Annotated in this window: 21 protein-coding genes; 17 read left to right on the top strand and 4 right to left on the bottom strand. The window is 72.8% G+C overall.

Annotated elements, in window-relative coordinates:
- Positions 1-21: 21 nt before the first annotated feature.
- From AB0M46_RS24675 to argH, 15 genes are all read left to right on the top strand, one after another.
- Positions 22-786, top strand: a complete 765-nt coding sequence (locus AB0M46_RS24675) for an RNA methyltransferase (RefSeq protein WP_363339349.1) — start codon at positions 22-24, stop codon at positions 784-786.
- 145 nt (positions 787-931) lie between these two features.
- Complete coding sequence (gene pheS / locus AB0M46_RS24670) at positions 932-2,029, top strand: phenylalanine--tRNA ligase subunit alpha (protein WP_363339347.1); 1,098 nt, start codon at positions 932-934, stop codon at positions 2,027-2,029.
- 1 nt (position 2,030) lies between these two features.
- The gene (gene pheT / locus AB0M46_RS24665; RefSeq protein ID WP_363339345.1) at positions 2,031-4,505 is read left to right on the top strand and encodes a phenylalanine--tRNA ligase subunit beta; all 2,475 of its coding nucleotides are present in this window, start codon (positions 2,031-2,033) and stop codon (positions 4,503-4,505) included.
- Between the two features lie 229 nt (positions 4,506-4,734).
- Positions 4,735-5,946: a nucleotide sugar dehydrogenase gene (locus tag AB0M46_RS24660; protein ID WP_363339343.1), complete on the top strand. Its 1,212-nt coding sequence runs from the start codon at positions 4,735-4,737 to the stop codon at positions 5,944-5,946.
- Positions 5,943-6,740 carry a glycosyltransferase family 2 protein gene (locus AB0M46_RS24655; protein ID WP_363339341.1) on the top strand — a complete coding sequence of 266 codons (798 nt, stop codon included), beginning with the start codon at positions 5,943-5,945 and terminating at the stop codon, positions 6,738-6,740. The genes AB0M46_RS24660 and AB0M46_RS24655 overlap by 4 nt, the downstream gene beginning before the upstream one ends.
- A gap of 9 nt (positions 6,741-6,749) precedes the next feature.
- Positions 6,750-7,775: an NAD-dependent epimerase/dehydratase family protein gene (locus AB0M46_RS24650; RefSeq protein WP_363339339.1), complete on the top strand. Its 1,026-nt coding sequence runs from the start codon at positions 6,750-6,752 to the stop codon at positions 7,773-7,775.
- Positions 7,776-8,001: 226 nt separating this feature from the next.
- Entirely contained in the window at positions 8,002-9,972 is a 1,971-nt protein-coding gene (locus AB0M46_RS24645) for a hypothetical protein (protein ID WP_363339337.1), read from the top strand.
- 86 nt (positions 9,973-10,058) lie between these two features.
- Positions 10,059-12,776, top strand: coding sequence for an AAA family ATPase (locus tag AB0M46_RS24640; RefSeq protein ID WP_363339335.1), 2,718 nt, complete (start codon positions 10,059-10,061; stop codon positions 12,774-12,776).
- A 214-nt stretch (positions 12,777-12,990) separates the two neighbouring features.
- On the top strand, positions 12,991-13,995 hold the full coding sequence (gene argC, locus AB0M46_RS24635; protein WP_363339333.1) for an N-acetyl-gamma-glutamyl-phosphate reductase: 1,005 nt from the start codon (positions 12,991-12,993) through the stop codon (positions 13,993-13,995).
- A 34-nt stretch (positions 13,996-14,029) separates the two neighbouring features.
- Positions 14,030-15,205, top strand: a complete 1,176-nt coding sequence (gene argJ / locus AB0M46_RS24630; protein WP_363339331.1) for a bifunctional glutamate N-acetyltransferase/amino-acid acetyltransferase ArgJ — start codon at positions 14,030-14,032, stop codon at positions 15,203-15,205.
- Positions 15,202-16,086 (top strand): acetylglutamate kinase, encoded by an 885-nt coding sequence (argB, locus tag AB0M46_RS24625; RefSeq protein WP_363339329.1) that lies wholly within the window; start codon positions 15,202-15,204, stop codon positions 16,084-16,086. The genes argJ and argB overlap by 4 nt, the downstream gene beginning before the upstream one ends.
- Positions 16,083-17,258: an acetylornithine transaminase gene (locus AB0M46_RS24620; RefSeq protein WP_363339327.1), complete on the top strand. Its 1,176-nt coding sequence runs from the start codon at positions 16,083-16,085 to the stop codon at positions 17,256-17,258. Before argB ends, AB0M46_RS24620 begins: the two co-directional genes overlap by 4 nt.
- Positions 17,255-18,160: an ornithine carbamoyltransferase gene (gene argF, locus AB0M46_RS24615; protein WP_363339325.1), complete on the top strand. Its 906-nt coding sequence runs from the start codon at positions 17,255-17,257 to the stop codon at positions 18,158-18,160. Before AB0M46_RS24620 ends, argF begins: the two co-directional genes overlap by 4 nt.
- A complete protein-coding gene (argR, locus tag AB0M46_RS24610; RefSeq protein ID WP_363339323.1) occupies positions 18,157-18,654 on the top strand; it encodes an arginine repressor in 498 nt (165 codons plus the stop codon). Before argF ends, argR begins: the two co-directional genes overlap by 4 nt.
- 139 nt (positions 18,655-18,793) lie before the next feature.
- Complete coding sequence (argH, locus tag AB0M46_RS24605) at positions 18,794-20,224, top strand: argininosuccinate lyase (protein ID WP_363339321.1); 1,431 nt, start codon at positions 18,794-18,796, stop codon at positions 20,222-20,224.
- Between the two features lie 85 nt (positions 20,225-20,309).
- Here argH and AB0M46_RS24600 read toward each other — a convergent pair whose 3' ends face one another.
- The 3 genes from AB0M46_RS24600 to AB0M46_RS24590 are packed head-to-tail and all read right to left on the bottom strand — an operon-like array spanning position 20,310 to position 22,239.
- The gene (locus AB0M46_RS24600; protein ID WP_363339319.1) at positions 20,310-21,005 is read right to left on the bottom strand and encodes a hypothetical protein; all 696 of its coding nucleotides are present in this window, start codon (positions 21,003-21,005) and stop codon (positions 20,310-20,312) included.
- Positions 21,002-21,883 (bottom strand): ABC transporter ATP-binding protein, encoded by an 882-nt coding sequence (locus AB0M46_RS24595; RefSeq protein WP_363339317.1) that lies wholly within the window; start codon positions 21,881-21,883, stop codon positions 21,002-21,004. The genes AB0M46_RS24600 and AB0M46_RS24595 overlap by 4 nt, the downstream gene beginning before the upstream one ends.
- On the bottom strand, positions 21,880-22,239 hold the full coding sequence (locus tag AB0M46_RS24590; RefSeq protein WP_363339315.1) for a GntR family transcriptional regulator: 360 nt from the start codon (positions 22,237-22,239) through the stop codon (positions 21,880-21,882). Before AB0M46_RS24590 ends, AB0M46_RS24595 begins: the two co-directional genes overlap by 4 nt.
- Before the next feature lie 86 nt (positions 22,240-22,325).
- Between AB0M46_RS24590 and AB0M46_RS24585 the strand changes: the two genes are divergently transcribed.
- The gene (locus AB0M46_RS24585) at positions 22,326-22,763 is read left to right on the top strand and encodes a hypothetical protein (RefSeq protein WP_363339313.1); all 438 of its coding nucleotides are present in this window, start codon (positions 22,326-22,328) and stop codon (positions 22,761-22,763) included.
- Positions 22,764-22,801: 38 nt separating this feature from the next.
- A complete protein-coding gene (locus AB0M46_RS24580) occupies positions 22,802-23,191 on the top strand; it encodes a ribonuclease domain-containing protein (protein ID WP_363339310.1) in 390 nt (129 codons plus the stop codon).
- A gap of 75 nt (positions 23,192-23,266) precedes the next feature.
- Here the strand turns inward: AB0M46_RS24580 and AB0M46_RS24575 are convergent, their stop codons facing one another.
- Positions 23,267-23,635, bottom strand: a complete 369-nt coding sequence (locus tag AB0M46_RS24575; protein ID WP_363339308.1) for a PH domain-containing protein — start codon at positions 23,633-23,635, stop codon at positions 23,267-23,269.
- Positions 23,636-23,683 lie beyond the last annotated feature (48 nt).

The following is a 23,683-nucleotide window of genomic DNA, read 5'->3' as shown; positions in this document are numbered from 1 at the left end:
CACGCACTGTCACGACCCGGGGTGTTCACCGTTCGGACGCCCCGGGTCGTTGCCGCTCGGCGCCTGCACCGCCGCCGGGACCGCGACGAGACCGGCCGCTTCCTGGCCGAGGGCCCGCAGGCGGTCCGCGAGGCCGTCCGGGCCGGCGTCGTCGCCGAGCTCTTCGCCACCGCCGAGGCGGTGCGCCGCTACCCCGAGCTGACGGGGGACGCCAGCCTCGTCGACGACGGCGCCATGCAGGCCCTCGCCGACACCATGCAGCCGCAGGGCCTCGTGGCCGTGTGCCGGCAGCGCGACGTCCCGCTCGCCACGGTCCTCGCGTCGCGGCCCCGGCTGGTCGCCGTCTGCGTCGACATCCGCGACCCCGGCAACGCCGGCACCGTGCTGCGCACCGCCGACGCGGCCGGCGCCACCGCCGTCGTCTTCGCAGGCGACGCCGTCGACCCCTACAACGGCAAGGCCGTGCGCTCGTCGGCCGGCAGCCTGTTCCACGTCGACGTGGTGCGGGCCCGCGACGCCGCCGCCACGATCGCCGCCCTGCGCGCGGCCGGCGTGCAGACCCTCGCCGCCGACGGCTACGGCGACACCGACCTCTTCGACCTCGACGCCGAGCTGGCCCGGCCCACCGCCTGGCTCTTCGGCTCCGAGGCCCACGGCCTGCCCAAGGACCTGCGGGCCGACCGGCGGGTCCGGGTGCCCCTCTACGGCGGCGCCGAGAGCCTCAACCTCGCGGCGGCCGCCGCCGTATGCTTGTACACTTCGGCGAAAGCCCTGAGGAGCGTGTGATGAGCCTGTTTATGTGGCCCGCCGGTGGCGGTGGGCGGATGGGGCTCAGTATCTCCTGAACAGCGGTACCCCCTGACTCCTTCCCACGGCCGGCGGGCGGACCTCACTACACTGTCCGAGGCCAATCTCCCGTGGGAAGAGTCCGATGACGTACCGCAATGATCCGTACGACCCGAAGCAGCCGGCCCTGCTCGACCAGAGCGCGCTCGACGACGCCGTCGCCGGGGCCGACAAGGCGTTCGCCGACGCCGGTGACCTGGACGCCCTCGCCGCGCTGAAGCATCAGCACCTCGGCGACAAGGCCCCGGTGTCCCTGGCCCGCCGCGAGATCGGCTCGCTGCCCCCGGCGGCCAAGGCCGATGCCGGCAAGCGCGTCAACCTCGCCCGCGTCGCCATCCAGGCGGCCTTCGACGCCCGGCTCGCGGTGCTCACCGCCGAGCGGGAGGAGCGCGTCCTCGTCGAGGAGACGGTCGACGTCACGCTGCCGACCACCCGCCGCCCGGCCGGTGCCCAGCACCCGCTGACCAAGATCACGGAGCGGGCCAGCGACCTGTTCGTGAGCATGGGCTACGAGGTCGCCGAGGGGCCCGAGGTCGAGTGGGAGTGGTACAACTTCGACGCCCTCAACATGCACCCGGACCACCCGGCGCGCTCGATGATGGACACCTTCTTCGTCGCCGCCGGCAGCACGTCGGACCGGTCCCAGGCGCAGATCGACTCGCGCGTCGTCCTGCGCACCCACACCTCGCCGGTGCAGGCGCGCACCATGACGACCCGCAAGCCGCCGATCTACATCGTCTGCCCGGGCCGCACGTACCGCACCGACGAGCTCGACGCCACCCACACCCCGGTCTTCCAGCAGATCGAGGGGCTCGTGGTGGACAAGGGCATCACGATGGGGCACCTCAAGGGCACGCTCGACAAGTTCGTCAAGGGCATGTTCGGCGAGCAGGCGCGGACCCGGCTGCGCCCGGCGTACTTCCCGTTCGTCGAGCCGGGCGCCGAGATCGACGTGTGGTTCCCGCAGCATCGCGACGGCCCGCGCTGGGTCGAGTGGGGCGGCTGCGGCATGGTCAACCCGCGGGTGCTGCGCGCCTGCGGGATCGACCCGGAGGAGTACTCCGGCTTCGCGTTCGGCATGGGCATCGAGCGGGCGCTGATGTTCCGCAACGAGGCGTCGGACATGCGCGACATGGTGGAGGGCGACGTGCGGTACGCGCGGGCGTTCGGATGGGAGGCCTGAGGTGCGCGTTTCGCTTTCCTGGCTGCGTGAGCACGTCGACCTGCCGGCCGGCCTCGACGGTGACGGACTGGAGAAGGCCCTCGTCAAGGTCGGCCTGGAGGTCGAGGAGCTGCACGACGCCGGCGCCAGCGTCTCCGGGCCGCTCGTGGTCGGCCGGGTGGAGTCGATCGAGGAGCTGCAGGGGCTGAAGAAGCCGATCCGGTACTGCCTGGTCGACGTCGGCAACGAGCAGCCCCAGGGCATCATCTGCGGCGCCCGCAACTTCGCCGAGGGCGACCTGGTGGTCGTGGCGCTGCCCGGCGCCGTGCTGCCCGGCGACTTCACGATCTCGGCCCGCAAGACCTACGGCCGCGTGTCCAACGGCATGATCTGCTCCGGCGAGGAGCTCGGCGTCAGCGACGACCACGACGGGATCATCGTGCTGAGCCCGGACTCGGCGAAGCCCGGCGACGAGGCCCGGCCGATCGTCGGGCTCGGCGACATCGTGGTCGAGATCAACGTGACCCCGGACCGCGGCTACTGCTTCTCGGTCCGCGGCATCGCCCGCGAGCTGTCGCACTCCCTCGGCGGCGCCTACCGCGACCCGGTCGCGGCGGTGGTCCCCATCGAGGGCGACGGCAGCGACGCGTACCCGATCGAGGTGCTCGACAGCATCGCCTGCGACCGGTTCACCGCCGTCGCGGTCCGCGGCGTCGACCCGGCCGCGCCCACCCCGCAGTGGATGAAGCAGCGCCTGGCCACGGCCGGCATCCGCACCATCTCGCTGCCGGTCGACATCACCAACTACGTGATGATCGAGATGGGCCAGCCGATGCACGCCTGGGACCTCGGCCAGCTCACCGGCCCGCTGGTCGTGCGGCGCGCCGAGGCGGGGGAGAAGCTCACCACGCTCGACGGCGTCAACCGGGTGCTCGACCCCGAGGACATCGTCATCGCCGACGGCGCCGGCGTCGTCTCGCTGGCCGCGGTCATGGGCGGCACCACCACCGAGGTCTCCCCGGCCACGGTGGACGTGCTGTTCGAGGCCGCGCACTGGGACCCGCGCTCGGTGGCCCGCACGATCCGCCGGCACAAGCTGCCCAGCGAGGCCGGCAAGCGCTACGAGCGCGGCGTCGACCCGCAGATCACCGCGGCCGCCTGCGCGCGGGCGGCGGCGCTGCTGGCCGAGCACGGCGGCGGCACCGTCTCCACCGGCGTCACCGACGTCTACGCGGTCGTCCCGCCGGCCTCGATCACGATGTCGGTGCGGCGGCCGTCGCAGCTGGCCGGCGTCGAGTACGCGCCGGAGCGGGTGCTCGAGATCCTCGCGATGATCGGCACGCAGGTCGTGGCCGACGGCGACCGGCTCACCGTCACCCCGCCGAGCTGGCGGCACGACCTCAACGACCCCGCCGATCTCGCCGAGGAGGTGTTGCGCCTCGACGGGTACGACCGGATCCCCAGCGTGCTGCCGATCGCCCCGCCCGGGCGTGGGCTGACCGCCCTCCAGCGGCGGCGGCGCACCATCGGCCGGGCACTCGCCGACGCCGGCTACGTCGAGGCGCTGTGCTGGCCGTTCGTCGGCACGCCGGCCCTTGACGCGCTGCGGGTCCCGGACGGCGACCCGCGCCGGGAGGCGCTGCTGCTGCGCAACCCGCTGTCCGACGAGGAGCCGGCGCTGCGCACCACGCTGCTGCCGCCGCTGTTCGCCGCGCTGCGCCGCAACCTCGGCCGCGGGCTCAAGGACGTGGCGCTGTTCGAGATCGGGCCGGTGTTCCTGCCCGCCGGGCCGCTGCCGGTCTTCCCGGCCGCGGGCGTCGACGGGCCGCCGAGCGACGAGGAACGGGCCGGGATCGACGCGAACCTGCCGCACCAGCCGTGGCACGTCGCCACCGTCATCGCCGGCGAGGCCGACCCCGCCGGGTGGTGGGGCGGCGGCCGCGCGGCCGACTGGGCCGACGCGGTCGAGTCGGCCCGGACCGTCGCCGCGGCGGCCGGCGTGACGCTCACCGTGCGTGCGGCGAACTACGCGCCGTGGCACCCGGGGCGCTGCGCCGCGCTGCTGGTCGGCGACGTCGTCGTCGGGCACGCGGGGGAGCTGCACCCGGCGGTCTGCGCGGACCTGGACCTGCCGCGCCGGACCGTGGCGATGGAGCTCGACCTGGACGCCGTGCCGCTGCCGGGCGTGTCGATCGCGCCCCGGCTGTCGAACTTCCCGACCGCCCTCATCGACGTCGCGCTCGTGGTCGACGCGGCCACCCCGGCCGGCGAGGTCGAGGCGGCGCTGGCCGAGGGCGCGGGGCCGCTGCTGGAGTCGGTCCGGCTCTTCGACGTGTACGCCGGGCAGCAGCTGGGCGAGGGGCGCAAGTCCCTGGCCTACAAGCTCACGTTCCGTGCTCCGGACCGCACGCTGACCGGCGAGGAGGCGCTCGCCGCGCGCGACGCCGCCGTCGCGGTGGCGGCCGACCGGCTCGGCGCTGTCCTGCGCGGAGCGTGACGGACCAGTTGCGCAGATCGTCGACGGCGGTCACATTTGTGAATGTGGCCGCCGTCACGTGTATCCATTATCGGACACTGTGCGTGATGCTCGGTGGCACCCGGATCCGGCGGAGATGGTACCGTCACGGCGCCGAGCCCAACCTTCCGCGCAGCTAGCGGCGTTGTACATAGGGCCGGGTCCGTGGCACAGGCCGGAACCGATCACGAATCTCCTGAAGGGGCAGCGCGTGTCAGACGTCAATGCATCGGCGGGGTTCACCACCGACGTCGTGGTGATCGGTGGTTGCGGCCGGGTGGGGCTCCCGCTCGGCATCGCGCTCGCCTCCCGTGGCTTGCAGGTGACCCTGTACGACATCAACGAGGCCGCCGTCGCGGTGGTCAACGGCGGCACCCTGCCGTTCGACGAGGAGGGCGCCGCGGAGCCGCTCGCGACCGCGGTGGCCGAGGGCCGGCTCAAGGCCAGCACCGACCCGGCCACCGTGGCCGAGGCCGAGCACCTGGTCGTCATCGTGGGCACGCCGGTCGACGAGCACCTCAACCCCAACATCGCGGCGGTGCCGAAGGCGATCGAGCGGTGCGCGGAGTACCTGCGCGACGGCCAGCTCATCGTCCTGCGCAGCACGGTGCACCCCGGGGTGACCGCGCTGACCGAGAAGCTCATCAAGAAGCTCGGGGTCAAGGCCGACGTGGCCTTCTGCCCGGAGCGCATCGCCGAGGGCAAGGCGATGACCGAGCTCTTCGAGCTGCCGCAGATCGTCGCCGCCCGCACGCCGGAGGCGACCGAGCGTGCCGAGAAGCTCTTCCGCAACCTGGCCAGCCAGATCGTCATCCTTGAGCCGGAGGAGGCGGAGCTGGCCAAGCTCTTCACGAACACGTGGCGGTACATCAAGTTCGCCGCCGCCAACCAGTTCTGGATGATGTCCAACGACTTCGGCCTGGACTTCGAGCGCATCCGGCACGCGATCCGGTTCCAGTACCCGCGCGCCACCGACATGCCGGGCGCCGGCTTCGCGGCCGGGCCGTGCCTGCTCAAGGACACGATGCAGCTCGCGGCGTTCAACAACAACAACTTCGTCCTCGGCCACAGCGCGATGCTCATCAACGAGGGCCTGCCGCTGTACGTCGTGTCGAAGCTCCAGGAGCGCTTCGACCTGTCGGAGATGACCGTCGGCATCCTGGGCATGGCGTTCAAGGGCGGCAGCGACGACATCCGCGAGTCGCTGGCGTACAAGCTGCGCAAGGTCGTGATGCTGCGCGCCAAGGAGACGCTCTGCAGCGACCCTTACGTCAAGGACGATCGATTCGTCCCGCTCGACGAGGTGCTCACGCGGGCGGACCTGCTCATCATCGCCGCGCCGCACCCGGAGTACCGTGACCTGCAGACCGACATCCCGGTCGCGGACATGTGGGGCGTGACGAACAAGGGCGTGCGTATATGAGCTTGGTACCACAGGTCTCTGTGGTGATCCCGGTCTACAACGAGGGCGCGGCGATCGTCCGCTGCCTCGACCGCATCCTCCGCGAGGTGATGATGCCGGCCGAGGTCCTCGTGGTGCACGACATGCCCGAGGACACGACCGTGCCGTTCGCGCGGGAGGTGGCCGACAGCGACCCGCGGGTGCGCACCGTGCTCAACACGTACGGCCGCGGCCCGGCCAACGCGATCCGCTTCGGCATCGACGTGGCCCGGGCCCCGGTCGCGGTGGTCACCATGGCCGACGGCTCCGACGACCCGCGCCAGATCGAGGACCTGGCGCGGCTCGTGGACCGCGGGGTGGTCGTCGCGGCCGCGTCCCGGTACATGCCGGGCGGGCAGCAGGTCGGCGGCCCCCGGCTCAAGCGGTTCCTGTCCCGCAACGCGGGCCGGACCCTGCACTGGTTCGCCCGGGTGGGCACGCGCGACGCCACGAACAGCTTCAAGGCGTACTCGACCGACTTCGTGCGCAAGGTCGGCATCGAGTCCAAGACCGGCTTCGAGATCGGCATCGAGCTCACCGCGAAGGCGGCCCGGCTGCGGCTGCCCGTGGCCGAGATCCCCACCATCTGGCTGGACCGCCAGCTCGGCGAGTCCCGCTTCGATGTGGGGCGGTTCATGCCGAGTTACCTCAAGTGGTACCGGTTCGCGTTCGGCCCCAGACTGACAATGGAACAGCTGGCCAAGCGCCCGGCGTCCACGGCGGCCCGCGTCGACGCGCAGGCCGCACGCGAAAGCTCATCCGCACCTCAAGGCTAAGGAGTGTTAGTGGCAAAGGTCCTGGTCACCGGCTCGGCCGGCTTCATCGGTGGATATGTCGTCGAGGAGCTGCTGGCCCGCGGCTACCAGGTCGTCGGCCTGGACAACTACTCGAAGTACGGCCCGGTCACCCGCAGCTACGATTCCCACCCGGACTACCGGTTCGTCGAGGGCGACGCCCGTGACGTCGACCTGGTCACCGAGCTGCTGGACGGCTGCGAGCACTTCATCGCCGGCGCGGCGCTCATCGGCGGCATCTCCTACTTCCACGCCTACGCTTACGACCTGCTCGCCACCAATGAGCGGATCATGGCCTCGTCCTGCGACGCCGCGATCAAGGCGTTCCAGGCTGGGACGCTGAAGAAGATGACGTACATGTCCTCGTCCATGGTCTTCGAGTCGACCACGCAGTGGCCGTCGAAGGAGGGCGACGAGCGCGCGGTGCCGCCGCCGCTGTCCTCCTACGGGTTCCAGAAGCTGGCCGTGGAGTACTTCGCCAAGGCCGCCTGGGACCAGTACCGGCTGCCGTACACGATCGTCCGCCCGTTCAACTGCGTCGGCGTGGGCGAGGGCCGCGCGCTGGGCGAGGTCGAGGTCCTCTCCGGCAACGTGAAGCTGGCCATGTCCCACGTGGTGCCCGACATCGTGCAGAAGATCGTCAAGGGCCAGGACCCGCTGCACATCCTGGGCACGGGCGAGCAGGTGCGCCACTACACGTACGGCGGCGACCTGGCCAAGGGCATCATCGCGGCGATGGAGTCCGACGCGGCGCTCAACGAGGACTTCAACGTCTCGACCGAGCAGTCGACCACGGTTCTCGAACTGGCCGAGGTGATCTGGCGCAAGATCAAGGGCCCCGACGTGCCGCTGCGCGTGATCTCCGACGACCCGTACGAGTACGACGTCCAGAAGCGCGTGCCGGACTGCAGCAAGGCGCGCGAGGTGCTCGGCTTCGAGGCGACGACGTCGCTGGACGAGATGCTGGACGAGGTCATCCCGTGGGTGACCGAGGCGGTCAAGGAAGGCCGGCTGTAAGGACATTCGACGTTGATGGGCCCCGCCGCTCGGCGGGGCCCATTTTCGTTGTATGGGTGTGCTTGCCCCTCGACAACACGAAATTTCCGGACATGCCCGACTCCGCCGCGCCGCGGCCGTGCCCGTGCCGGCCCGGCCCGCCGCGACCCCCGGCCCGCCCGAGCTGGATGGCGTGGCCGACGTAGCTGGCGCGGGGGAGACAGACGGCGCGCCCGAGGCTGGTGGCGTGGCTGAGGGCGGCGGCGTGGCCAATGTGGCTGGCGCGGTGGAGATGGGCGGTGTGCCCGAGGCTGGTGGCGTGGCCAGGGGCGGCGTGGTGGGGATAGGCGGCGCGCCCGAGACGGGTGGCGTGGCTGCGGGCGGCGGCGTGGCCGAGGCGGGTGACGCGGTGGAGGTGGGCGACGCTGGCGCGGTGGAGGTGGGTGGCGCTGGCGTAGTGGTGATTGGCGGTGCCGCCGGGGCGGGTGGCGTGGCTGAGCTGGATGGCGGAGCCGATGTAGCTGGCGTGGTGCAGATCGGCGGCGCGGCGGACGCGGGTAGCGCGGTGAGGATCGGGGGTGCGGTGGAGGCAGGCGGCGCGGCGGAACCGGATAGCGCGGCCGAGTTAGGTGGCGTGGCGAACCTCGATGGCGTTGCCGAGGTGGCCGGCGTGGTGGAGGTGGGTGGTGCTGCCGAGTTCGATGGGGTGGCTGAGCTGGGTGGTGTGGCCTGTGTAGCTGGCGCGGTGGAGATGGGCGCTGTCGGCGGGGTAGGCGGCGCGGCGGGCGCGGCCGGCGTGGGCGGTGCGGCGGACGCGACTTGGCCGGCGGGTGTGGGTGGGGTGGCGGATGCGATTCGCTGGGGCGATCTGGCCGGCGCGGGTGACGCGCGAGCAACGCCGAGCGCCGCCGAGGCTTTGCCCCGAAAAATCCCGAACGCTGGCGCGTTCAGGATTTTTCGAACATTTCACCTGTCGGGGTATAAATCCGATAAGTCGCGGCACGGAGCGCCCGACTTATCGCAATTCGCAGTATCCGTAGCGTTCGTCGGGCTGGGCGCGGCCGTCGGGCTGCTGAGGACCCGCGAGATCGACTCCATCTGGGCCGAGGACGGGCAGAACTTTCTCACCGACGCGCTCAACCGGCCCTGGTACGAGGCGATCTTCACGCCGTTCAACGGGTACTTCCACGTGGCCGCCCGGCTCGGCTGGGCGCTCATCGCGCTCTTCCCGCTGCGCTGGGCGGCCGTGCTCAACGCCGGACTCGACGCGCTGGTCACCAGCCTGCTCGCGGTTGCCGTGTACCGCGCGGCGCGGGAGCGCCTCTCCGGCGGGGCCGCCGCGCTCGTCGGGGTCAGCGCGGCGCTGCCGATCGGGTTCGTGCCCAACGCGCTGGCGCAGCTGCAGTTCCCGCTCGTGTACGCCGGGCTCTGGATGCTGCTGTGGCGGCGCGCGAGCCTGCTCACCGTCGGGCTTCCCGGGCTCGCGGCGCTCAACTCCATGCTCGGCGTCCTGCTGCTGCCGGTGGCGGTCGGTGGGCTCGTGAGGTACCGGTGCCGGGAATGGCTCTTGAAGCTTCTCGGGCTGCTGCCGGGCACATTGTTGCAGGTGGGGGCCATGCTCGCCGGGAGGACCGAGCGCGGGCTGGGCGAGCGGCCCGAGTGGGACCCGGCCGTGCTCGCCGCGCTCTACCTGCGGTGGGGGGTGCCGCACGCGTTCGTCGGGCTGGAGTGGCCGGCGTGGGCGCCGCTGGATCTCGGGCTGCTGGTCCCGGCGCTGCTGCTGGGGGCGGCGCTGTACCGCAGGGCGTACGCGAGCGTTCGGCTCGCGGGAATCCTGGCCGGGTTCGGGGCGATTGCCGGGGTTGTCCAGTTCGGCGCGCACGGGGGCGTGGAGGACCGGTACCTCGTGCTCGTCGCCCTGCCGACCATCGCCGCGGCGGCCTGCCTGGCCGATGGGGCGCAACAGTCAAGGTCGGTTTCCGGTTGCCTTGCGAGCCGTTTGCCACTTGTCGGGTTTGCGACAGTTTTTGCGATCGTGGCGGCGGTCAACCTGCGGCCCGAGGGGCCCCGCGACGGCTCGCCGCAGTGGGGGCCGACCGTGGCCCGCGCCCGGGCGGAATGCCTTGTACAGCCCGGTTCGGGGCGGGTGACCGTCCACATCGCGCAGTGGCCGGTGCTCGGCTGGGAGGCGGTGCTGCCCTGCTCCCGGCTGCGATGATCGAAGGTCGTTGCGGCTTCACGCGGGTGTATCGCGCAGTTCTCCTGCCGTTGCGACGGACGGGCGTTCGTTAGAGACTCGGCGTCGTGGTGAGCACCGCGTCGGCGCCCATCGGCCGGGCCGATCTCCTGAACCACGCCCGGGAGCGGCTCGCGGCGGGAGCCAGCGTCGTGCTGTGCGGGCCGGCGGGGATCGGCAAGTCCACCATCCTCGATGCGCTCGCCGCGGCCGAGACCGAGGCGCTGGTGCTGCGGGCGGCGGCCGCCGAGGCCGAGGCCGACCTGCCGTATCTGGCGCTCGTGGACCTCTTCGACGGCGCGCCCGACGCCTCTGACCTGCTGCCGGCCCACCTGCGCGCGGCCCTGGACGGCGCCCTGCTGCGCAGCGCCCTGCCGGCCACGCCGCACGACCAGCTCGCGGTGCGCCTGGCCGTGCTCGAGCTGTTGCGGGCCCTCGCGGCCGAGCGGCCGGTGCTGCTCATCCTCGACGACGTGCAGTGGATCGACGAGCCCAGCGCCGGGGTGCTGCGCTTCGTGTCGCGGCGGCTGGGGGAGGTGCCGGTGCGGGTCCTGGCCGCCGAGCGGGTGCCCGACGGCGGCGCGCCCACCCGGCTGGACCTGTGCCCGCCGCCCGGCGTCGCGCTGCCGGTGCCGCCGCTGCCCCAGAGCGACGTGGCCGACCTGCTGCGGGCCCGCTTCGGCGCCGAGGCCGGGCGGGCGCACGTGCAGCGCATCTTCGAGGCCTCGGCCGGCAACCCGCTCTTCGCCGTCGAGCTCGGGCGGGCCATCGGCAACAGCTCGTTCCCGGTCACCGATCCGCTGCCCGTTCCCGACCGCCTCCGCGAGCTGCTGTCCGCGCGCCTGCACGCCCTGCCCGCCGTCGACCGGCCGGCGTTGCTGGTCGTCGCCGCGGCGGCCCGCCCCAGCCTGACCCTCCTGGCCGCGTGCGGGCTCGCCGAGGGGCTGATCGAGGCGGCGCTGGCTTCGGGGGTACTGCACGTCGAGCCCGACGGCGCCATCCGCTTCTCCCACCCGTTGCTGCGCGAGATGGTCTACGCCGACGCCACCCCGGCCGCCCGCCGGGAGACCCACGAGCGGCTGGCCGACACCGTCACCGACCCGGTCGACCGGGCCCGCCACCTCGCCGCCGCCCGGCCCGAGCCCGACGAGGGGCTGGCCGAGTGTCTCGCCGACGCCGCGTCGGCCGCCCGGCTGCGAGGGGCCCCGGCCATGGCCGCCGACCTGGCCGCGCTCGCGGCCGACCGCACGCCCCGGGACACGCCGGGAGTGGCGGCGGTACGGCGTCTCAGCGCCGCCCAGTACGCGTACTCCGCCGGTTCGCCCGCCGACGCCCGCCGCCACGCCGCCGCGGCCCTGCGCGACGCGGCCGACCGGCGGACCAGGATCGGCGCGCGGCTGCTGCTGGTGGAGATGTCCGGCGAGGACCACTCCAACTCCGGCCCGCTGCTCGACGCCGCCTTCGTCGAGGCCGTCGACACCCCGGACCTGCTGGCCCACGTGCGGCTGTACAAGGCGATCAAGGCCTACTGGGACGGCGACAGCGAGGCCGCGCTGGCCGAGCTCAAGCGGGCCGAGGAGGCCGCCGAGCAGTGCGGCGACATGGAGCGGCTGGTCGAGGTGCTCAGCTGGCGGGGCAACATCCTGCTCGGCACCGAGGGCGACGAGTACCTCGAGCGGGCCGGCAAGCTGGCCCGCGGGCTGTCGCTCACCCCGGCCACCGTCGCGGCCCGGCAGGTGGCCGCGATGAGCCGCCTGTTCAAGGGCGAGACCGCGGAGGCGGTCCGGCGCATCGAGGCGCTGCGGATCGCGGTCGAGCGGGCCGGGACCGTGCGCGACCTCGCCGCCGTGCTGGTCTCCGTGGCCGGCATCTACTGGCGGGCGGGGCGCTGCGCCGACGCGCTGGCCGCCGGCCGGGACTGCGTGCGCCTCTACGTCGACGTCGAGACCACCCCCGGCCCCGGCTACCTGGTGGCCGCCCTGGTCGAGTACGCGGGCGGCACCGCCACGGCCGCCGCCGGCTACGCCGACCGGGGGCTGGCCGCGTGCCTCGCCGCCGGGGACGAGGACTGGATCAAGCTGGCCCACGCCACCAGCGGGCTGGTGCACATGCTGCGCGGCGACCCGGTGGCCGCCGCCGAGGCCATGCGCGAGGCCTACGCCCTGGACCAGCGGCTCGGCCGGCTCGACCCGGGCATCCTGCCCTGGCACGCCGACTTCGTCGAGGCCCTCGTCGGGGCCGGCGCCCGGGCGGAGGCGGCCGAGGTGCTCGAGGAGGTCGAGCAGCGGGCCCGCCACCTCGACCGCCGGGTGGTGTTCCTGGGCCTGACCCGGGCCCGGGCCGTGCTCACCGCCGCCACCGGCGAGGCCCGCGAGGGGGCCGAGCTGCTGCAGCGGGCCATCGAGGAGTGGCAGGACCACCCGTACCCCCTGGAGCTGGCCCGCGCCTATTACACCCTCGGCGGCCTCGAGCGGCGGGCCCACCGCCGCGGTGCCGCCCGGGCCGCCCTGTCCGAGGCCGTGCGCCGCTATGCGCTGGCCGAGGCCGACACGTGGCGCGAGGTCGCCGCGGCCGACCTGGCCCGCCTGGACGGCGGCCGGGGCGCGGGGCTGTCGGAGACCGAGCGGCGCATCGTCGAGCTGGTCCGGGCCGGGGCCACCAACCGGGAGATCGCGCGGGCGCTGTTCCTGTCCATCAAGGCGGTCGAGGCCAACCTCACGCGGCTCTACCGCCGCCTGAACGTCCGCAACCGGGCACAGCTGGCCAGGTTCCTGGATCCCGAATAGCCCTTCGGCAAGGTGCGGGGCGGCATCATCCGCGACGGCAGCACCCGGGCCACGCTGGCGTTCCGGCTATGCGTGGACACCGCAGAGACGGGTAGTACCGCCTTCGACGAACTGACCGCGACCGCCGGCTCCTCGACCATGGCCACCTACTCCGGCGTGAGGGTGGTCGCAACGTCCTTGAAACAGGCGGTTGCATAGCGATACAGTCGAGCGCATGGGAATACGTGTCGCCGTTGCGGGGGCCTCCGGGTACGCCGGCGGTGAGCTGTTGCGGATCATCGCCGGCCACCCGCAGTTCGAGCTCGCCGTGGCCACCGGGTTCGCGCAGGCCGGATCGACCATCGGAAGCGTCCACCCGCACGTGCGATCGCTGCGCGACGTCGTGCTCGCCAAGACCGACCCGGCCGTGCTCGCCGACGCCGACCTGGTCTTCCTGGCCCTGCCGCACGGCGAGTCCGCCGCCATCGCCGCGAAGCTGCCCGACTCGGTGAAGATCGTCGACCTCGGCGCCGACTTCCGGCTGCGCAGCGCCGCCGACTGGGAGAAGTACTACCCCGGCGCGCACGCCGGCACCTGGACCTACGGCCTGCCGGAGCTGCCCGGGCAGCGCGAGCTGATCGCCGCCTCGACCCGGGTGGCCAACACGGGCTGCTACGCGGTCACCGCGATCCTCGCGCTCGCCCCGCTCGTCGCGGCCGGCGTGGCCGACCCGGACGACGTGGTCATGGTGGCCGCCTCCGGCACCTCGGGCGCGGGGCGCTCGCCCAAGCAGCACCTGCTGGCCTCGGAGGTGATGGGGTCGATGTCGCCGTACAAGGCCGGCGCCCACCAGCACGTCGCCGAGATCAAGCAGGCCAGCGGGGCCCGGACCCTGTCCATGACGCCGCTGCTCGCCCCGATGCCGCGGGGCATCCTCGCCACCGTGACCACCCGGCCGCTCGGGGGCGCCGACCCGCGGGAGGTGCTGGCCGCCGCCTACGCCGACGAGCCCTTCGTGCACGTGCTGCCGGAGGGGCAGTGGCCGCAGACCGGGGCCACCTTCGGCGCCAACTCGGCCCACCTGCAGGCGACCCTGGACGTCGACAGCGGCCGGATCGTGGTCGTCTCGGCCACCGACAACCTGGTGAAGGGCGCGGCCGGGCAGGCCGTGCAGAACGCCAACATCATGCTGGGCCTGCCGGAGACCGCCGGCCTCGCCATCGACGGGATCGCGCCATGAGCGGTCCGGAGCGCAGCGTTGCGGAGGTGACGGTATGAGCGTCACCGCGCCCAAGGGCTTCCGCGCCAGTGGTGTCGCCGCCGGGATCAAGACCGAGGCGGGGGCGCTCGACGTGGCGCTCGTCATCAACGACGGGCCCGACACGACCGCCGCCGCGGTCTTCACCGGCAATCGGATCAAGGCCGCGCCCGTGCTGTGGAGCCAGCAGGTGCTCCGGGCCGGCATCGTGCGCGCCGTCGTGCTCAACTCCGGCGGGGCCAACGCGTGCACCGGGCCGGCCGGCTTCCAGGACACCCACGCCACCGCCGAGCACACCGCGGGCGTGCTGTCCGGGCGGGCGTCGCGCTTCCCGGTCGGGGCCGGCGACGTCGCGGTCTGCTCCACCGGGCTCATCGGCGAGCGGCTGCCGCTGCCGAAGCTGCTGCACGGCATCGACGCGGCGGCCCGCGGCCTGTCCCGCGACGGCGGGGCCGACGCGGCCAAGGCCATCATGACCACCGACACGATCTCGAAGACCGCCGTCCACAGTGGGCAGGGATTCACCGTCGGCGGGATGGCCAAGGGCGCCGGCATGCTCGCCCCGGGCCTGGCCACCATGCTCGTGGTGCTCACCACCGACGCCGTGGCCGACGCGTCCGCGCTGGACACCGCGCTGCGCGAGGCGACCGAGGTCACCTTCGACCGCCTCGACTCCGACGGCTGCATGTCCACCAACGACACCGTGCTGCTCATGGCCAGCGGGGCGTCCCGGATCGAGCCGACCCCGCAGGAGCTGGCCGAGGCGGTCACCGCGGTCTGCGCCGACCTGGCCCGGCAGCTCATCGCCGACGCCGAGGGCGCGACCAAGGAGATCGCCATCGAGGTCACCGGGGCCGCCTCCGCCGCCGACGCGGTCGAGGTGGGCCGGGCGATCTCCCGCAACAACCTGGTGAAGACCGCGTTCTTCGGCAACGACCCGAACTGGGGCCGGATCCTCGCCGCCATCGGCACCACGGCCGCGGCCTTCGAGCCGGACGAGGTCGACGTGGCCATCAACGGCGTGTGGATCTGCAAGGGCGGCGCGGCCGGCGAGGCCCGCACCAAGGTGGACCTGAGCGCCCGCGCGGTGACCGTGACCGTCGACCTGCACGCCGGCGACGTGTCCGCGACGGTCTGGACGAACGACCTCTCCATGGGGTACGTCCACGAGAACTCGGCCTACTCGTCGTGAACGGCCGGGACCTGGGCATCGCGCTGGGGAAGGCGAACACGCTCATCGAGGCGCTGCCGTGGCTTGAGCGGTTCTCCGGCGCGACCGTCGTGGTCAAGTACGGCGGCAACGCGATGGTCGACAACGAGCTCAAGCGGGCCTTCGCGGCCGACATGGTGTTCCTGCGCCACGTCGGCATCAAGCCCGTCGTCGTGCACGGCGGCGGCCCGCAGATCTCGGCCATGCTCAAGCGGCTCGGCATCACCAGCGAGTTCAAGGGCGGCCTGCGGGTCACCACCCCGGAGACCGCCGACGTGGTCCGCATGGTCCTCGTCGGGCAGGTCGGCCGGGAGCTCGTCGGGCTCATCAACGAGCACGGCCCGCACGCGGTCGGCATGTCGGGGGAGGACGCCGGGCTGTTCACCGCCGTGCGCCGCCCCGCCATCGTCGACGGCGCGCCCGTCGACATCGGTCAGGTCGGCGACGTCGAGCGGGTCAACGTCTCCGCGGTCGCCGACCTCATCGCGGCCGGGCGCATCCCGGTCGTGTCGACCGTCGCCCCGGACGCCGACGGGGTGCTGCACAACCTCAACGCCGACACCGCGGCGGGGGCCCTCGCGGTCGCCCTGCGGGCGCGCAAGCTCGTGGTGCTCACCGACGTCGAGGGGCTGTACCGCAACTACCCGGACCCGTCCTCGCTGATCTCGCAGCTGAGCGCGGACGAGCTCACCGAGCTGCTGCCGTCGCTGCAGTCGGGGATGGTGCCGAAGATGGAGGCCTGCCTGCGGGCGGTCAAGGGCGGGGTGCCGGCCGCGCACGTCGTCGACGGGCGGGTGCCGCACTCGCTGCTGCTGGAAGTGTTCACGTCGGAGGGTTTCGGGACGATGGTGGTGGCGCAATGACGGGTTCTCTGACCTCGAGGTTCGAGGCCTCCGTGATGAATACGTACGGCCCGCCGTCGCTGGGGCTGGTCAGCGGCCACGGCGCGGTGGTGGTCGACGAGGCCGGACGCTCCTACGTGGACTTCCTCGGCGGCATCGCGGTCAACCTGCTCGGCCACGGCCACCCGGCGGTCGTCGCCGCGGTCAGCGAGCAGATCGCGACCCTCGGCCACGTCTCCAACCTCTTCGCCTCGCCGCCCGTCGTGGCCCTCGCCGAGCGGCTGCTGGCCCTGGCCGGCCGCCCCGGCGCGGTCTTCTTCGGCAACTCCGGCGCCGAGGCCAACGAGGCCGCGTTCAAGCTGTCCCGGCGCACCGGCCGCACGAAGATCGTCGCGGCCGAGGCCGGCTTCCACGGCCGCACCATGGGCGCGCTGGCGCTGACCGGGCAGCCGGCGAAGCAGCAGCCGTTCCTGCCGCTGCCCGGCGAGGTCGTGCACGTGCCCTACGGCGACGTGGCGGCGCTCGAGGCGGCGGTGGACGACGCCACGGCGATGGTGCTGCTGGAGCCGATCCAGGGCGAGTCGGGCGTGGTCGTACCGCCGGCCGGGTATCTCACCGCGGCCCGCGAGCTCACCGCGCGGCACGGCGCCCTGCTCGCCCTCGACGAGGTGCAGACGGGCATCGGGCGCACCGGCTACTGGTTCGCCCACCAGGCCGAGGGCGTGCGCCCCGACGTCGTCACCCTGGCCAAGGGCCTCGGCGGCGGCCTGCCCCTCGGCGCGATGATGGCCTTCGACGAGGCCGCGACGCTGCTCGGCCCGGGTCAGCACGCCTCCACCTTCGGCGGCAACCCGGTCTGCTGCGCCGCCGCGCTGGCCGTGCTCGACACCATCGAGTCGGAGCACCTGCTCGACGCGACGAAGCGGCTCGGCGAGCGGATCCGCCGCGGCGTCGAGGCGCTGGGCCACCCGCTCGTCACCGGCGTGCGCGGGGCCGGCCTGCTGCTGGGCATCGTGCTGCGCGGCCCGGCCGCCGGTGCGCTGGCCGCGGTCATGCGGGACAAGGGCTTCCTGGCCCAGGCCGCCCAGCCCGACGTGCTGCGCATCGCCCCGCCGCTGATCCTCAGCGAGGAGCAGGCCGACGCGTTCGTGGCCGCCCTCGGCCCGGCGCTCACGGCGGTGCAGCCGTCATGACCCGCCACTTCTTGCGCGACGACGACCTCAGCGCCGCCGAGCAGCTGGAGGTGCTCGAGCTGGCCGCGGCCATGAAGGCCGACCGCACCGGGTTCTCCCCGCTGGCGGGCAAGTCCGTCGCCGTCATCTTCGAGAAGCCCTCGCTGCGCACCCGCGTGTCGTTCGAGGTCGGCATCGCCCAGCTGGGCGGCACGCCGGTCATCATCGACGCGACCACCACGCACTTCGGGCGGGGCGAGACGATCGGGGACGCGGCCCGGGTGCTGTCGCGCTACGTCGACGCGATCGTCATCCGGTCCAACTCCGACGCCCGCGTGGCCGAGCTCGCCGCCGAGGCGAGCGTGCCCGTCGTCAACGCCCTGACCGACGGCTTCCACCCCTGCCAGCTGCTCGCCGACCTGCAGACCGTGCGCGAGCGGTTCGGGCAGACCGAGGGGCGGATCCTGACGTACTTCGGCGACACCGCCAACAACATGGGCCACTCCTACGCGCTCGCGGGGGCGACCGCCGGGATGCGCGTGCGGCTCAGCGGGCCGGCCGGGTTCGAGCCCGACCCGGCGATCGTGGCGGCGGCCCGGGAGCGGGGCGTGGTCGAGCTGATCGGCGACCCGGCCGAGGCGGCCAAGGGCGCCGACGTGCTCGTCGCCGACACGTGGGTGTCGATGGGGCAGGAGGACGACGGGCTGGACCGGCGGACGCCGTTCATGCCGTACCAGATCAACAGCGCCTTGCTCCTCAACGCCAAGCCCGGCGCCATCGTCCTGCACTGCCTGCCCGCCCACCGCGGCGACGAGATCACCGGCGAGGTGATCGACGGACCGCAGTCGGCCGTCTGGGACGAGGCGGAGAACCGCCTGCACGCCCAGAAGGCCCTGCTCGCGTTCCTGCAGGAACGACGATGAGCTCGCCGGCCACCAAGGCGGCCCGGCTGGACCGCATCGCCTCGCTGATCCGCGGCGCGGCGGTGCACTCGCAGACCGAGCTCGCCGAGTTGCTGGCCGGCGACGGCTTCCAGGTCACGCAGGCCACGCTCTCGCGCGACCTGGAGGAACTGCGGGCGGTGAAGGTGCGCGGCGCGTACCTGATCCCGGAGGACGGCGAGCGGGCCCTGCGCCCGGCCGAGGAGGCCCCGACGCGGCTGATCCGGCTGCTGCGGGAGCTGCTGACCGGGGTGGACTGGTCCGGCAACCTGGTGGTGCTGCGCACCCCGCCCGGGGCGGCGCAGTTCCTGGCCAGCGCGATCGACCGGACCGGGCTGCCGGACATCGTGGGGACGATCGCGGGCGACGACACCATCCTGGTGGTCGCCCGCGAGGCCCCTGACCCGGCCCGCCCGTCGGCGGGGGAGCTGCTGGCCTCGAAATTGACGGCGTGGAGCCAGCCCGAGACGCTGTGAATATCATGACTTCCGATAAATACGCCGCTCCGAGACGCATTTATCGGACATTTCATGTTTTAGGCACCCATTGTAGTCACCTGTGATACGGCCCTGAGCCGCGGTGATCTTGTAGTTCGCATTGTGGAAGGATCGTTGCGTGGCTTCTGAGACCCCGACCCGCCTGTGGGGCGGCCGGTTCGCCGGCGGACCCGCCGAGGCGCTCGCCCGGCTGTCCGTGAGCGTGCAGTTCGACTGGCGCCTGGCGCCGTACGACATCGCCGGCTCCCGCGCCCACGCCCGCGTCCTGGCCCGCGCCGGCCTGCTCGACGCCGACGAGCTCGGCCGGATGCTCGCCGCCCTCGACGACCTCGAGTCCGCCTGCGCCGCCGGCGAGTTCCGCCCGAGCGTCGACGACGAGGACGTGCACACCGCCCTGGAGCGCGGCCTGCTGGAGCGCCTCGGCACGCTCGGCGGCAAGCTGCGGGCCGGCCGCTCGCGCAACGACCAGGTCGCCACCGACCTGCGGCTGTACCTGCGCGACCACGCCCGCGGCGTCGCCTCGCGCATCGTCGAGCTGGCCGACGCGCTCATGGAGCAGGCCGCCCGGCACGTCGACACCCCGGCCCCCGGCTTCACCCACCTGCAGCCGGCCCAGCCCATCGCCTTCGGCCACCAGCTGCTGGCCCACGTCCAGGCGCTGCTGCGCGACCTCGACCGGCTGCGCGACTGGGACGCCCGGGCGTCGGTCAGCCCGCTCGGCGCCGGGGCCCTCGCCGGCTCGTCGCTGCCGCTGGACCCGACCCAGGTGGCCAAGGAGCTCGGCTTCGCCACCGCCGCGGCCAACTCGATCGACGCGGTCGCCGACCGGGACTTCGTCGCCGAGTTCCTCTTCGTGGCCGCGCTGACCGGCGTGCACCTGTCCCGCCTCGGCGAGGAGGTCGTGCTGTGGACCACGCCGGCCTTCGGCTGGGTGCAGCTGGACGACGCCTTCGCCACCGGCTCCTCGATCATGCCGCAGAAGAAGAACCCGGACATCGCCGAGCTGGCCCGCGGCAAGTCGGGCCGGCTGGTCGGGCACCTCACCGGTGTGCTCACGATGCTCAAGGGCCTGGCGCTCGCGTACGACCGGGACCTGCAGGAGGACAAGGAACCCGTCTTCGACGCCGTCGACACCCTGGAGCTGGTCCTGCCCGCCCTGGCCGGGATGATCTCGACCATGACCGTGCGGGTCGACCGGCTGGCCGCGCAGGCCCCGGTCGGGTACACCCTGGCCACCGAGGTCGCCGAGTGGCTGGTCCGGCAGGGCGTGCCGTTCCGCGAGGCGCACGAGATCACCGGCAAGCTCGTCGTGATCTGCGCCGCCCGCGAGATCGGCCTGGACGAGGTGTCGGACGAGGACCTGGCCGCGGTGAGCCCGCACCTGACCCCCGCGGTCCGGGAGGTCTTCTCGGTGCCCGGGGCGCTGGCCGCCCGGACCACGCCCGGCTCCACCGGCCCCGGCCCGGTCTCCGACCAGCTCGCCACCGCCGCGGACAAGCTGGACCGGTGGCGCGACTGGTCGGCCGAGCAGGTGATTCCGCGGGACTGAGCGGCTCGGGGCCCGGGACCATGCGGACCTGCGCGAGATCGCGCAGGTCCGTTCTGGGCGGCCCCGAGGTGCCGGGCTCGTCGGCTCAGGGAGTGGCGCGGCGCAGCCCCAGGTAGGAGGCGCCGCCCAGCAGGAGGGCCAGCAGCAGGGGCCAGCCGGCGAGCAGCGCCACCGGGCCGGTGCGGGCGAACCAGTGGGCGACGTCGGGCCAGCGATGGAGGTAACCGATGAGGGCCGCGGCGCCGCCCGGCAGCACGATGGCCGCCGCCACGCCGGTCAGCACGCCGTTGACGCGCCAGCGGGCGTAGAGGGTGCCGAACGCGGCGCCGAGGACGGCCATGAACAGCAGCGGCGAGGCGTACATGGCGAACTGCACCGGCGGGGAGTAGTCGTCGAGGAAGCCCAGGCCGAACATGCGCAGGCGCAGGCCCCAGCCGCCGGTGGCGTCCTCGATGGACTGCAGGAGCACCAGCAGTACCGCATAGGCAATGGTCTGCGCGGTGACGAAGAGGGCCAGGCCGGCGGTGAACTCGCGGCGGGTCACGCTCAGGCCGAGCGCGAAGGGCAGGTGCTGGGTCACCGCGACGGCGCCGAAGGCCATGGTGGCGATGTAGATGCTGGCCAGGGCGCCGGTCACGGGCTGGTCCTGGACGCTGTCGGAGATGCTCGCGAAGACGACCAGGTTGGTGCAGATCGCGATCGTCAGGATGCCCACCGGCCACAGGACGGCGTCGCGGCGGCCCAGGGCCTGTAGGCGCGCGATCGCCACGATTCGGTTCATGCCGCGTGCTCCTTCGTGTTGGCGGTGGTGATGCGCACGACCAGCTGCTGCAGCGACACCGGTTGCAGCTCGACGCCGGCCGCGCGGGCCTCGCCGGGCTCGACCCGGCCGCGGATGGTGGCCCGGATCAGGCCGCCGAGTCGCTCGCGGTGCAGCTCGTCGGCGTTGACGGCCAGGGCGTCGACCGCGCCGGCCGGGCCCGTCAGCGTCACCACCTGGCCGCGCAGCGCGTCGGCGCTCTCGTCGAGCACCAGGCGGCCGCGCTCGATGAGCAGCACGTGCTCGATCAGGTCGCTGACCTCGTCGATGAGGTGCGTGGAGAGCACCACCGTGCGGGGGAACTCGGCGTAGTCGGCCAGCAGGCGGTCGTAGAAGAGCTGCCGGGCGACGGCGTCCAGGCCCAGGTAGGGCTCGTCGAAGAAGGTCAGCGGGGCGCGCGAGGCCAGGCCCAGGACCACGCCCAGGGCCGAGAGCATGCCCCGGGAGAGCTTCTTGATCTGCCGCTTGGCGGGCAGTGCGAAGTCGTCCACGAGGGCGCGGGCGAACGCCTCGTCCCAGTGCGGGAACAGCATCCGGCCGGCGGTGAGCGCGTCGCGGACGCGGAAGGTGTCGGGGTACCGCTGGCTCTCCTTGATGCATGCGACCTGCCCGAGCACCCGCTCGTTCTCGTACGGGTCGCCGCCGAAGACCTCGACGCGGCCGGCCGACGGGAGCTGCTGGCCGGTCAGCACCTGCATGAGGGTGGTCTTGCCGGCGCCGTTGCGCCCGAGCAGGCCGTAGATGCCGCCCCGCCGCAGCTCGAACGTCACGCCGTCCAGCGCCGTGACGCCGCCGAAGCGCTTGGTCACGGCCTCGGCCCGCACGATCGGGGTGGTCATCGGGTCTCCTCGTGGCGCTCGATCATGGCCATCAACTCGGTGGTGCGGATGCCGAGCTTGGCCGCCTCGGCCAGCAGCGGCTGCAGGTACTGCTCGGCGAACTGGTCGCGCCGGCGCTGCCGGAGCTTGGCCTGGGCGCCGGGGGAGACGAACATGCCGATGCCTCGCTTCTTGTAGAGGATTCCGTCGTCGACGAGATGGTTGACGCCCTTCGCCGCGGTGGCGGGGTTGATGCGGTGGAAGGCGGCCAGCTCGTTCGTCGACGGGACCTGCGTGTCCTCCGGCAGGCCGCCCTCGATGATCGAGTTCTCGATCCGCTCCGCGATCTGGAGGAAGATCGGCCGCCCGTCGTCCATCAGCGCGCCCGGTTGGTTGGTTCATTAGTCATGTAAGTAACCATGCAACCGACGAACCTCCCGTGTCAAGCAGGTAGGGTCGAGGCATGTTCGGGTGGGGGCCCAAGATGGCGTGGCTGGCCGTGGCGGCCGAGCCGCGGTTGGTGATGGACGCGCTGGAGCTGCGTGACCTGGGATCGGTCGAGCCGCGCACGGGGCTTGACCTGGCGCACTTCACCGGCGACCGGGTGGTCGTGGTGGCGCTGGAGAAGTGGACCCTCGTGGCCGGCAAGTGGCTGTTCGGCTGGAAGGGCATCGCGGCGCTGTCGATGCGGCTGGGGGCCGAGGTGCAGTATTTCGCCACCGACCGCAGCCTCGTGATGCACCGCTGGGCGCGGGCGCACGGCCCGGACGTCTTCGTCAGCGACGAGGAGGCCCTGGTCGACGAGCGCGACGTGTTCCGGATCGCGGCCGAGTGGAGCGTCGACCCGCGTGAGCTGCCCGTGGTGGCGTTACATATCGCGGCGGTCCCCGTTCACGAGTAGTCTTCCGCACGTCGATATTTATCGTCGACGATGGCTGCATGACTCGCTTGCTGAGCCGTCTCGCCGTCGCCGTCGTGCTGCTGACCGGGCTGCTCGTCGCCCCGGCAACCGCCGCCAACGCCTCGGTCTACTCCTCGTGCACCATCTCCGGGTGCGCCGACGCGCGCACCGCCCGCTCGGGCTGGAGCAGCCTGGGCTTCCCGACCACGCGCAACTGGTACGCGTGGCCGTCCGGCAAGTACAACTTCGCCGGCGGCCAGTACTACAACAACGAGGGCGAGTTGCCCGCCGGCGCGACCTACTACGAGTACGACGTGATCCCCCGCAACAAGGGCGCGGCGCGCGACGCGAAGCGCATCATCATCAACCGCAGCACCGGGGTCACCTGGTACTCGCCGAACCACTACACCGACTTCTACCGACTGTAGTCGGCCCGTCCGACCGGCGTGGCCGGGGCTCAGCCCCGGCTGCGCCTGCCCTTGACGATGCCCGCCGGTGGGCCGCTAATGGCCCGCGTAGTGCAGGATCACGTTGTGGATGTGCTGGGTCTTCTCGACCCCGCGCACGTCGATCTCGTAGGTGTGCGTGCCCACGTGGACGGCCACCGTGCCGCTGCTGAAGAAGCTGCCGGCCCACGACTTGTTGCTCACCACCGAGACCGCGGTGATCTTGCCGTACGGGACCGAGGTGATCGCCACCCGCTTGCCGACGAACGACCGGTCCTGCAGGATGACCCGCCTGTCGGTGAGCCCGATGAACCCGGTCCCGACCCCGACCGCGTCGTAGACGGCGATGATGGTCTCGCCCGGCAACAGCCCCGACTGGATCTGATCGAACTGGTCCCGCCGGTCGTACTTCGCCTGCTGCGCCATGCGTTCAACGTAAACAACGCGATCAACCCGCGCCATCGCTGGTGAGAA

Source organism: Dactylosporangium sp. NPDC051485 (assembly GCF_040682015.1).
Classification (GTDB): domain Bacteria; phylum Actinomycetota; class Actinomycetes; order Mycobacteriales; family Micromonosporaceae; genus Dactylosporangium.
The sequence above is the reverse complement of the archived record's forward strand: the minus strand, read 5'-3'. Positions and strand labels throughout refer to the sequence as shown.

Coding starts and splice junctions, on each gene's coding strand:
- pheS (WP_363339347.1), top strand. CDS start 932: ATGACGTACCGCAATGATCCGTACGACCCGAAGCAGCCGGCCCTGCTC.
- AB0M46_RS24655 (WP_363339341.1), top strand. CDS start 5,943: ATGAGCTTGGTACCACAGGTCTCTGTGGTGATCCCGGTCTACAACGAG.
- argC (WP_363339333.1), top strand. CDS start 12,991: ATGGGAATACGTGTCGCCGTTGCGGGGGCCTCCGGGTACGCCGGCGGT.
- argJ (WP_363339331.1), top strand. CDS start 14,030: ATGAGCGTCACCGCGCCCAAGGGCTTCCGCGCCAGTGGTGTCGCCGCC.
- AB0M46_RS24620 (WP_363339327.1), top strand. CDS start 16,083: ATGACGGGTTCTCTGACCTCGAGGTTCGAGGCCTCCGTGATGAATACG.
- argF (WP_363339325.1), top strand. CDS start 17,255: ATGACCCGCCACTTCTTGCGCGACGACGACCTCAGCGCCGCCGAGCAG.
- argR (WP_363339323.1), top strand. CDS start 18,157: ATGAGCTCGCCGGCCACCAAGGCGGCCCGGCTGGACCGCATCGCCTCG.
- AB0M46_RS24600 (WP_363339319.1), bottom strand. CDS start 21,005: ATGAACCGAATCGTGGCGATCGCGCGCCTACAGGCCCTGGGCCGCCGC.
- AB0M46_RS24595 (WP_363339317.1), bottom strand. CDS start 21,883: ATGACCACCCCGATCGTGCGGGCCGAGGCCGTGACCAAGCGCTTCGGC.
- AB0M46_RS24590 (WP_363339315.1), bottom strand. CDS start 22,239: ATGGACGACGGGCGGCCGATCTTCCTCCAGATCGCGGAGCGGATCGAG.
- AB0M46_RS24585 (WP_363339313.1), top strand. CDS start 22,326: ATGTTCGGGTGGGGGCCCAAGATGGCGTGGCTGGCCGTGGCGGCCGAG.
- AB0M46_RS24580 (WP_363339310.1), top strand. CDS start 22,802: ATGACTCGCTTGCTGAGCCGTCTCGCCGTCGCCGTCGTGCTGCTGACC.
- AB0M46_RS24575 (WP_363339308.1), bottom strand. CDS start 23,635: ATGGCGCAGCAGGCGAAGTACGACCGGCGGGACCAGTTCGATCAGATC.